Source organism: Azospirillum sp. ST 5-10, from assembly GCF_051225715.1.
In the GTDB taxonomy this organism is placed as follows: domain Bacteria; phylum Pseudomonadota; class Alphaproteobacteria; order Azospirillales; family Azospirillaceae; genus Azospirillum.
Map to the genome: position 1 here is coordinate 167,964 of NZ_JBPJSP010000010.1, position 9,770 is coordinate 177,733.

At 72.1% G+C, this 9,770-nt stretch carries 8 protein-coding genes; 6 read left to right on the top strand and 2 right to left on the bottom strand.

Features of this window, described 5'->3' with window-relative positions; genetic code table 11:
- The first annotated feature begins 60 nt into the window (after positions 1-60).
- A complete protein-coding gene (locus ACSBPG_RS14145; RefSeq protein WP_435537820.1) occupies positions 61-2,493 on the top strand; it encodes a TonB-dependent siderophore receptor in 2,433 nt (810 codons plus the stop codon).
- Positions 2,493-3,632, top strand: coding sequence for a PepSY-associated TM helix domain-containing protein (locus tag ACSBPG_RS14150; protein WP_435537821.1), 1,140 nt, complete (start codon positions 2,493-2,495; stop codon positions 3,630-3,632). Before ACSBPG_RS14145 ends, ACSBPG_RS14150 begins: the two co-directional genes overlap by 1 nt.
- A 19-nt stretch (positions 3,633-3,651) precedes the next feature.
- Here ACSBPG_RS14150 and ACSBPG_RS14155 read toward each other — a convergent pair whose 3' ends face one another.
- On the bottom strand, positions 3,652-4,632 hold the full coding sequence (locus ACSBPG_RS14155; RefSeq protein WP_435537822.1) for a LysR family transcriptional regulator: 981 nt from the start codon (positions 4,630-4,632) through the stop codon (positions 3,652-3,654).
- Between the two features lie 131 nt (positions 4,633-4,763).
- Between ACSBPG_RS14155 and ACSBPG_RS14160 the strand changes: the two genes are divergently transcribed.
- The 4 genes from ACSBPG_RS14160 to ACSBPG_RS14175 are packed head-to-tail and all read left to right on the top strand — an operon-like array spanning position 4,764 to position 8,793.
- The gene (locus tag ACSBPG_RS14160; protein ID WP_435537823.1) at positions 4,764-5,798 is read left to right on the top strand and encodes a Bug family tripartite tricarboxylate transporter substrate binding protein; all 1,035 of its coding nucleotides are present in this window, start codon (positions 4,764-4,766) and stop codon (positions 5,796-5,798) included.
- Positions 5,799-5,815: 17 nt separating this feature from the next.
- Positions 5,816-7,291 carry a tripartite tricarboxylate transporter permease gene (locus tag ACSBPG_RS14165; protein WP_435537824.1) on the top strand — a complete coding sequence of 492 codons (1,476 nt, stop codon included), beginning with the start codon at positions 5,816-5,818 and terminating at the stop codon, positions 7,289-7,291.
- Positions 7,288-7,722, top strand: coding sequence for a hypothetical protein (locus tag ACSBPG_RS14170; protein WP_435537825.1), 435 nt, complete (start codon positions 7,288-7,290; stop codon positions 7,720-7,722). The genes ACSBPG_RS14165 and ACSBPG_RS14170 overlap by 4 nt, the downstream gene beginning before the upstream one ends.
- 27 nt (positions 7,723-7,749) lie before the next feature.
- Positions 7,750-8,793, top strand: coding sequence for a hypothetical protein (locus ACSBPG_RS14175; RefSeq protein WP_435537826.1), 1,044 nt, complete (start codon positions 7,750-7,752; stop codon positions 8,791-8,793).
- Between the two features lie 109 nt (positions 8,794-8,902).
- Here ACSBPG_RS14175 and pflA read toward each other — a convergent pair whose 3' ends face one another.
- Entirely contained in the window at positions 8,903-9,685 is a 783-nt protein-coding gene (gene pflA / locus ACSBPG_RS14180) for a pyruvate formate-lyase-activating protein (protein WP_435537827.1), read from the bottom strand.
- Between the last annotated feature and the right edge of the window lie 85 nt (positions 9,686-9,770).

A 9,770-nucleotide genomic window follows, 5' to 3' on the forward strand; every position in this document is an offset into this window, starting at 1 on the left:
CGCCGGCTCGTTCCGACATTGGTGCGAGTGAAACGCATTCGCGAACAATGGGAACGGGGCATGACGGGGATCAAGGGAATCGGGGGATGGCGCGCCGGCGTGTCGCTGGCGGCGTTGGTGCTGGCGGGGCTGGCCGGCGGTGCCGGGGCGCGGGCGGAGGCGGCGCCGGTGCAGGTCGCGCAGGCGGCGCGGACCTTCGCGCTGGACATCCCGGCCAAGCCGCTGCTGGCGGCGCTGGCCGACTTCACGGCGGCGACCGGCATCCAGGTCGTGCGCCAGAGCGCGCAGGGGCTGGACGGCGCGTCGAGCCCGCTGCGCGGCACCTACACCGCCGACGAGGCGCTCGGCCGCCTGCTGGCGGGGACCGGCTACACCCACCGCATGAGCAACCCCGGCACCGCCGTCCTCGAGACGGTGGCGGGCGAGGGCGCCATGGTCCTCGACCCCGTGACCGTGCAGGGACGGCAGGCCGGCGGCGACGTCGCCGGGCCGGTGGACGGCTACGTCGCCACCCACAGCGCCGCCGGCACCAAGGCGGCGACGCCGATCGTCGAGACGCCGCGCTCGGTCTCGGTGGTGCCGCGCGAGCAGATCGAGGACCAGGGGTCCAAGACGGTGATGCAGGCGATGCGCTACACGCCGGGCGCCTTCACCGGCCAGGTCGGCGCCTCCAACCGCTACGACTACGTGATCCTGCGCGGCATCGTCGACCGCAGCATCAACAACGTCTTCCTCGACGGGCTGAAGGTCCTGGGCGACGACGCGACCTACAGCTCGATGCAGGTCGATCCCTATTTCCTGGAGCGCATCGAGGCGGTCAAGGGGCCGGCGTCCGTGCTCTACGGCCAGAACTCGCCGGGCGGCCTGATCGCCATGACCAGCAAGAAGCCGCTGTTCGAGCCCTTCGCCGAGATCGAGGCGACCTTCGGGACCAACCGGCAGCGCGGCGTCGCCTTCGACGTGGGCGGACCGCTGGGCGAATCGGACCGGGCCGCCTACCGCATCGTCGGCCTGGCCGACGCCGCCGACACCCAGTTCGATCATGCCAAGGAGAAGCGGTACGCCATCGCGCCGTCGGTCACCATGCGCCTCACCGAGGACACGACGTTGACGGCGATGGCCTATCTTCAGCGCGATCCCGAGGGCGGCACGCACAACGGCGCTCCGGCCGAGGGTGCCCTCTTTCCCCGCAACGGCCAGTACATTTCACGCCACTTCTTCGACGGCGAGCCCGATCTCGAAGCGTTCGAGCGCACGCAGAAGATGGTGGGCTACCAGCTCGAACACCGCTTCGACGACACCTGGACGGTGCGCCAGAACCTGCGCTACCTCGATTCCGACGTGCACATCGATCAGGTCTACCAGATCGGCTGGGCCGGCGACGGCAGTCTGCTCGCGCGCTACTACGGCGGCGGCGACGAGTCCCTGCAGGCCTTGGCGGTGGACAACCAGGTGCAGGCCGACTTCGCCACCGGGCCGCTGACCCACACCGTGCTCGCCGGTTTCGACTACCAGCACCGCCGCTCCAAGAACGACTGGGAGTTCGGCTCGGCTGCGAGCATCGACGCCTTCGACCCGGCCTACGGCAACACCGAGGTCAGCGGCGCCTATCCCATGCGGGCGACCCGCAGCCTGGAGCAGACCGGCGTCTATCTCCAGGACCAGATCGCCTGGGGCGGCTGGCGGCTGTCCCTGGGCGGCCGCCAGGACTGGGCGGAGCGCACCAACCGCGACCGCATCGCCGGCACCGAGGCCGGCGAGGACCGGGCCAAGTTCACCAAGCAGGCCGGGCTGCTCTACCTCTTCGACAGCGGCATTGCGCCCTACGCCAGCTACGCCGAGTCCTTCAACCCCAGCCTCTACACCGGGGCCGACGGCGGCCCGCTGGCGCCCACCGAAGGGGTGCAGTACGAAGCCGGCGTGAAGTACCAGCCGCCGGGCAGCCGCAGCCTGCTCACCGCCGCCGTCTTCCATCTCGAGCAGGAGAACGTCGCGGTCGCTGACCCGAACACCTTCGTCTACCACCCCGTCGGCACCATCCGCTCGCGCGGCATCGAGCTCGAAGGCCGGCTGCAGGTCACCGACAGCCTGCGCCTGCTCGCCGGCTACACCTTCCTCGACACGGAGTACAAGACCTCGCCCGACGGCAAGCAGGGCAACACGCCGCCGCAGATCCCCAGGCACATGGCCTCCCTGTGGGCGGAATACGCCTTCATCGAGGGGCCGCTGGAGCATCTCAGCCTGGGCGCCGGCGTGCGCTACGTCGGCGAGACCTGGGCGGACTCGCGGAACACCACCAAGGTGCCGAGCTACGCCGTGGTCGACCTCTCGCTGCGCTACGGGCTGGAGGCGCTCGGGCTCCCTGGCACGCAGGTGCGCATCAACGCCAACAACCTGTTCGACAAGAACTACGTGGCGTCCTGCCTGGAGCTCGCCAACTGCTACTTCGGCGAGGAGCGCAGCGTCACCGCCACCCTGACGCACCGGTTCTGATGCGCGCCCTCCTCGTCCGGCTGCACCGCTGGGCCGGGCTGGCGACGGCGGCGTTCCTCGCCGTCGCCGGCCTGACCGGCAGCGTGCTCGCCTTCCAGCACGAGATCGATGCGTGGCTGAACCCGCACTTCTATCACGCCTCCGGCGCCGGCCCCGTCCTGCCGGGGCCGGACCTGATCGCCGGCTACGAGCGGGCCAACCCGACGCGCCTGGTCTGGTACATGGAGGTGCCGGACGACGCCGGCCACGCGGCCCTCCTGGCGACGGTGCCGCGGGCACCGGCGGCGGGGGAGCCGGAGGTCGTCTATCTCGACCCGGCGACCGGCGCCGAGCAGGGCCGGCGCCGCTGGGGTGCCTGCTGCTTCGGGGCGGAGAACCTGGTGCCGTTCCTGCTGGAGCTGCACTACCGGCTGCTGCTGCCGGGGTCCTGGGGGATCTGGCTGATGGGGGCGGTGGCGATCCTGTGGACGCTCGACTGCCTGGCCGCCCTGGTGCTGACCTTCCCGCGCGGGCGGCCCTTCCTCGCCAAATGGCGCCGCGCCTGGGCGGTGAAGGGCGGCGGCGCCTTCCGCATCGGCTTCGACCTGCACCGTGCCGGCGGCCTCTGGCTGTGGCTGATCCTGCTGCCGGTGGCCTTCAGCAGCATCGCCATGAACCTGGCGGAACCGGTGTTCAAGCCGGCGGTCTCCCTGCTGTCCCCGGCCCCGGCCAGCGTCTACGAGCAGCGCTCCCGCCTGCCGCCGCAGGACCTGGGCACGACCGCGCTCACCCACGCCGACGCGGTGGCGCTGGCCGAGGCCGAAGCGGCGCGTCTCGGCGTCGCGGAGCGGGTGGGGGAGCTCTACTACAGCTTCGAGTACAATTTCTTCGGGGTCGGCTTCGGCGACCACGACGCCCCGTTCGGGGCGGCGTGGCTGTTCCTCCACGGCACCGACGGGCGCCTGCTCGGCGCCGAGGTGCCGGGGCAGGGCACGGCCGGCCAGCGCTTCGTGCAGTGGCAGGCGCCGATCCACGGCGGCGACGTCGCCGGCCTGCCCGGCCGCATCGCCGTGTCCCTCGCCGGCTTGGGCGTCGCGGTGCTGTCGGTGACCGGCGTGTACGTGTGGTGGCGCAAGCGCGCCGCGCGCCGCGGTGCCTGAGAGGTGCGGGTCGGCGCGGTCAGGCCGGCCCGCGCGCCCGGAAGCGGCCGATCCGCGCCACCGCGTCGCGGCGCCGCGCCACCGGCGACCAGACGCCGTCGGAGCGTTCGATCTCCGCCTGGACCAGCGGCCGCAGCATCTGCTTCAGCGCCTGCTCCGCCCGCGTCAGCGGCCGGCGGTCGGACTGCACCAGGAACAGGTCGCGGCGGATCTCCGGCTCGACGATGCGCTTGGCGATCAGCTCGCCGGCGGCCACCTCCTTGCGCACCGAGCCCAGCGGCATGACCGTGGCGGCCATGCCCTGGGCGACGAGGTCGCGCATCAGCGCCACCGACTGCACCTCGTGGACGATGTCGAGGGCGATCCCGGCCGCCGCCGCGGTGGCGTCGAGGACGCGCCGTGTGCTGTGCTTGGTGCCCGGCACCACCAGGGCGTGGCTCGCCACGGCGGCGAACGGAATGGTGCCGCCGTCGCGCTTGCCGCGGGCCGCGCTCTCGACGAAGAACAGCGCCTCCTCCAGCACCGGCTCCCAGCGCAGCCCCGGCAGGGCGGTGGCGCTGTAGGCCAGCGCCATCGACAGCTCGCCCGCCGCCACCCAGTCCATCAGCACGGCCGACATCTCCTCCACCAGGGACAGCCGGATCTTCGGCGCCTCGGCCGCCGCCTTGCGCAGCAGCGGCCCGGCCAGCCGGCTGCTGGTGTTGGGAGTCAGCCCCAGCGTCACCGTCCCCTGGGGCTGGTCGGCGAACCCCTTCACCCGCGCCGTCGCCGCCTCGACGCCGGCGAGGATGTTGCGGGCCTCCTCGGCCAGCGCCCGGCCGGCTTCGGTCGGCGTGACGCCGCGGGAATGGCGGACGATCAGGGCGACGTCGAGCTGCTCCTCCAGGGCGCGGATCTGCTGGCCCAGCGCCGGCTGCGTGACGCCCAGGCGCTCGGCCGCGCGGGTGAAGCTGGCGGCCTCGACGACGGCGACGAAATAGCGGAGCTGGCGGATGTCCACGGGCGGGCCTGCGCGGTTTCGGTCCGCAAGCTATAACAAAAACTTTTGGCAGGCAGAAGCGCCGCTGCTTTGCCGTCCCACCATGGCCCCCCTAACATGTCCGCATAACAAGCAAATTGGGAGGGGCAGCGATGCTTCGCCGTACGTTCCTGGCCGCGACCGCGGCCGTCATGATGATCGCCGGCGCCGGCCTGGCGCGCGCCGAGAGCGCCGCCGACTTCTACAAGGGCGAGGTCATCCATTTCGTCGTCGGCTACGGCCCCGGCGGCGGCTTCGACCAGTACGCCCGCCTGATGGCGCCGCACCTGGAGAAGGCGACGGGCGCCACGGTGATCGTCGAGAACCGTCCGGGCGGCGGCGGCATGACCGCCATCAACCAGGTGCAGCGCGGCAAGGCCGACGGCCTGACCATCGCCATCGTCAACGGCGTGCCGGCGGCGCTCGGGCAGATCACCGAATCCCCGGCGGTGCGCTTCGACATGCGCGAGATGACCTTCCTCGGCCGGGTGTCGGCGGAGGCGTGGACGATGCTCGCCAGCGGTGAATCGCCGTACCGCTCGCTGGCCGACATGATCGCCGCCAGCAGGAAGGGCGAGACCCTCACCTTCTCGGGCATCGGCCGCGCCGACGGGCCGACCGACACGGCGGCGGTGGTGTGCGCCGCCCTCGACCTCGCGTGCAAGATGATCGTCGGCTACAAGGGGTCGAGCGAGGCGGCGCTGGCGGCCATGCGCGGCGACGCCGCCGGGTTCGCGGTGACCGACCGCAGCGCCCGCGACTACGCCCAGGGCGGCAAGCTGGTGCCGGTGGCCATCGTCGGCCGCAAGCGCTCCCCGCTGATGCCCGACGTGCCCACCGTCTTCGAGGCGGCCGAGGTGCCCAAGGACAAGGCCTACCTCATCGACTTCCGTTCCAGCGTCGCCGACATCGGCCGCGCCCTCGTCACCGTGCCCGGCACGCCCGGGGACCGCGTCGCCTTCCTGCGCCAGGCGGTCGAAACGGTGCTGACCGACCCGGCCGTCCTGAAGGAGGCCGAGCTGAAGGAACTGCCCATCGACTACGCCCCGGCCGAGCAGGTCAAGGCGGCGGTCGACGACGCCTTCGGCAACCTGCCCGAAGAGCGTCTGGCGATCGTCCGCTCCGTCCTCCTCGACAAGTACTTCTGAGCGCGGGGGATCGTTCCATGTGGGACAGCGTCATCCAGGGCACGGCCCTGGCGCTGCGCGGCGACGTCCTGATGGCGGTCGCCGCGGCGCTGCCGCTCGGCCTGCTGTTCGGGCTGCTGCCGGGCCTGAGCGGCCTGACGGCGCTCGCCATGCTCATCCCCTTCGTCTACGGGATGGACAGCATGGCCGGCCTGGCCTTCCTGCTCACCGCGCACGCCGTGGTCTACACCGGCGGTTCGGTGACGGCGATCCTGCTGGGCATCCCGGGATCGCCGCCCAACGCCGCCACCGTCGTCGACGGCGTGCCCCTGCGCAACAAGGGACAGGGCGGCCTGGCCGTCGGCGCGGCGCTGACCGCGTCGGCCGTCGGCGGCGTCTTCGGGGCGCTGGTCCTGATCGTCCTGCTGCCCGTCCTGCAGCCGGTCGTCATGATGTTCGGCCCGGCCGACACCTTCCTGCTGTCGCTCATGGGCCTGACCTTCCTGGCGGCGGTGGGCACGGGGTCGCCGGCCAAGGGGCTGTTCGCCGGCGCGCTCGGCATCTTCGTCAGCTTCATCGGCGACGAGCCGATCTCCGGCGTGCCGCGCTACTGGTTCGGTTCGGAGTATCTGCTGGACGGGCTGCGGCTGGTGCCGCTGGCGCTCGGCCTGTTCGCCATCCCCGAGCTGGCCTCGCTGATGTCGGGGCAGGTGCTCGCCAAGCCGGCGGGAACCCTGGCCGGACGGCAGGTCCTCGGGGGCATCGCGGCGGTGTTCCGCCATTGGCCGCTGACCCTGCGCAGCTCGGCCATCGGCTCGGTGATCGGCCTCATCCCGGGGGTGGGCGGCGAGACCTCGCCGTTCGTCGCCTACGCCGCCGCCCGCCAGGCCGACCGCAACCCGGAACGCTTCGGCACCGGCGTCATCGAGGGGGTCATCGCGCCGGAGGCCAGCAACAACGCCAAGGAGGGCGGCGCCCTCGTGCCGACCCTGGCGTTCGGCATTCCCGGCTCGTCGGGCATGGCGCTGCTGCTGGGCGCCTTCCTGGTGCTGGGGCTCCAGCCCGGCCCGGACTTCCTGAAGGAGCACATGGACATCGGCGTCGGGCTGGTGGTGGTCCTGGCGGTCGCCAACGTGCTGGCCGCCGGCCTGATGGTGGCGTTGGCGCCGCTGCTCACCCGCGTGCTCTACGTGCCGAGGGCCTTCCTGGTGCCCGGCCTGATGTCCCTGGTGGTGCTCGGCGGCTACTCCACGGCCAACGACATGCGCGACGTCGTCGCCCTGTTCGGGGCCGGGCTGCTCGGCATGCTGCTCGTCCGCCTCGGCTTCAACCGCGCCGCCTTCCTCCTGGGCTTCGTCCTCGGGCCGGCGGTGGAGCGCTACTTCCAGATCACCCTCAACGTCTACGGCGCCGATTTCCTGCTGCGGCCGATCTCGCTGGTGCTGATCGCGCTCACCGTCGCCGCCGTGGCCGGTCCCCGGGTCCGTACCCTGATGCGGAGGTCCCATCCGTGAGCCGCCCCCTCGTCTCCTTCGCCGTCGCCACGACGCTGCTGGTCGACCTGCTCGTGCTGTGGGGCCTGACCATCGGCGACTATCCCGGCGCCGCCAACCTGTTCCCGGCCATGGCCGCCGGCTTCCTCACGCTGATGGCGGCGCTCATCGTCGCCGGTGCCCTGCCGGCCGGCCGCGACGACGGCGAGCGCGGGCCGTTCCGCGCGGCCGCCCTGTGGTGGCTGGGCGGCCTGCTGGCGGTGCTGGTCCTGTTCGGCCTGCGCTTCGGCCTGCCGCTGTTCGCGGTGGCCTACGCGCTGGCCGCCGGGGCCCGGCGCGGGCCGGCGCTGGCGCTCGGCGTCGGCGTGTCCCTCGTCGTCGAACTCCTCTTCCACGGCGTCCTCGCCATGCCGCTCGACCGCGGCTGGCTTCTGGAAGCCCTTCTTCCCTGACCGGCTGATCGCCTTCGGAGAGCCTTCATGTCCCTGCCCACTTCCGCCCAGCGGCCGGCCGACTACGTGCAAGACGGCGGCACGGCGCGCCTCCACCTCGCCATGGCCGTCGTCGACTGCGACCACGTGCGCGACGTCACCAGCGGCCTGGTCCGTCCCGACGGCATCGTGCTGACGCCGCTGCTCCTGCCGATCGAGGAGATCTTTTTCCGCTTCCTGAAGAATCGCGAGTTCGACGTCTCCGAGATGTCGACCGCCAAGTTCGTCACCCTGCAGGCCAACGGCGGCGGCGGCATGGTCGGCATCCCGGTGTTCCCGTCGCGGGTCTTCCGCCACTCCGCCGTCTACGTCCGCGCCGACCGCGGCATCGTCGCGCCCAAGGACCTCGAGGGCCGCACCGTCGGCATTCCCGAATGGGCGCAGACCGCCGGCATCTACGCCCGCGGCTTCCTGAAGGAGAGCTACGGCGTCGACCTCGCCGCCATCCGCTGGGTGCAGGCCGGCGTCAACCAGCCGGGCCGCGGCGAGAAGGTGGAGTTCACCCTGCCGGCCGGCGTGCGCTACGAGAGCCGGCCCGAGGCCAGCCTGAACGAGATGCTGCTGTCCGGCGCCATCGACGCCGCCATCAGCGCCCGTCCGCCCGCGTCCTTCATCGCCGGCGACCCGCGGGTGCGCCGCCTCTTCGACGATCCGCGCGGCGAGGAGATGCGCTACCACGCCGACACCGGCATCTTCCCGATCATGCACGTGCTGACCATGCGCCAGGCGGTGTTCGAGCGCCACCCCTGGGCGGCCATGAGCCTGCTGAAGGCGTTCGAGGAGGCCAAGCGGCGCAGCGTCGAGCGGATGGTCGATGTCGCCTCGGCCCGGGTGCCGCTGCCCTGGGCGGCCAGCCTCGCCACCGAGGTGGTGGAGCGCTTCGGCGGCGATCCCTGGCCCTACGGCGTCGACGCCAACCGGACGACGCTCGACGCCTTCTGCCGCTACGCCCACGACCAGGGCCTGACCGGCCGCCGGCTGACCGCCGACGACCTGTTCCCGGCCGAGGTGCGGGCGGCCGTGCGGGTGTGATGGGGACGCCGCGGGTTCTAAACGCGGTGCTCCGGTCTTCCATAGAGCATGAGCAGAAGGCCAAAAGGCGCGCCTGACGGTCCGCCTTCGGACTGTCGGGACCGCGCCCTCACGGCGCGTTCAGCCCGGCGGCGTGGAAGATCCCGCGCACCTCGGCGGTGAGCTCGGGGGAGGGCGGCTCGGTGTCGTAGAGCGCGTAGGGGCGGCCGAGCTCGCGCCACTTGTGCTCGCCCATCTTGTGGAAGGGCAGCACGTCGACGCGCTGCACGGTGCCCAGGCCGGCGGCGAACGCGGCGAGCTCCGCGATCTCCTTGCGGTCGTCGGTGCGGCCCGGCACCAGCACGTAGCGCAGCCAGATCGCCTTGCCCATCTGCGACAGGCGCTCGGCGAACTCCAGGGTCGGGCGCAGCGGCACGCCGGTGAGCGCGCGGTAGGTGGCTTCCTTGAACGCCTTGATGTCGAGCAGGACCAGGTCGGTGTCGTCCAGCAGATGGTCGTCGGCATGGCTGCCGAGGAAGCCGGACGTGTCCAGCGCGGTGTGCAGGCCGATGGCCTTGCAGCCCCGCAGGATGGCGGCGGTGAACTCCGGCTGCACCAGCGGCTCGCCGCCGGTGACGGTGACGCCGCCGCGCCCGTGCCGCAGGAAGCCGGCGGTGTTGGCGATGTCCTCCAGCACCTCGGTCGACGCGACGCGCCGCCCGTCGTGCATGTGCTGGGTGTCCGGGTTGTGGCAGTAGAGGCAGCGCAGGGGACAGCCGGCGAGGAACAGGACGTAGCGCACGCCCGGCCCGTCCACGGTGCCGCCGGTCTCGACGGAGTGGACCCAGCCGGAGACGGCTCCCCCCGGAGGGGGAGCCGCGACCGCGTGCGTCTTGCTGTCAGTGCTTGTCATGGAAGGTCCGGGAAATGACGTCGAGCTGCTGCTCGCGCGTCAGCTTGATGAAGTTCACGGCGTAGCCCGAGACGCGGATGGTGAG

Excerpts from the sequence above, each read along its gene's own strand:
- ACSBPG_RS14160 (WP_435537823.1), top strand. The coding sequence starts at position 4,764 with ATGCTTCGCCGTACGTTCCTGGCCGCGACCGCGGCCGTCATGATGATC.
- ACSBPG_RS14175 (WP_435537826.1), top strand. The coding sequence starts at position 7,750 with ATGTCCCTGCCCACTTCCGCCCAGCGGCCGGCCGACTACGTGCAAGAC.
- pflA (WP_435537827.1), bottom strand. The coding sequence starts at position 9,685 with ATGACAAGCACTGACAGCAAGACGCACGCGGTCGCGGCTCCCCCTCCG.
- ACSBPG_RS14165 (WP_435537824.1), top strand. The coding sequence starts at position 5,816 with ATGTGGGACAGCGTCATCCAGGGCACGGCCCTGGCGCTGCGCGGCGAC.
- ACSBPG_RS14145 (WP_435537820.1), top strand. The coding sequence starts at position 61 with ATGACGGGGATCAAGGGAATCGGGGGATGGCGCGCCGGCGTGTCGCTG.
- ACSBPG_RS14150 (WP_435537821.1), top strand. The coding sequence starts at position 2,493 with ATGCGCGCCCTCCTCGTCCGGCTGCACCGCTGGGCCGGGCTGGCGACG.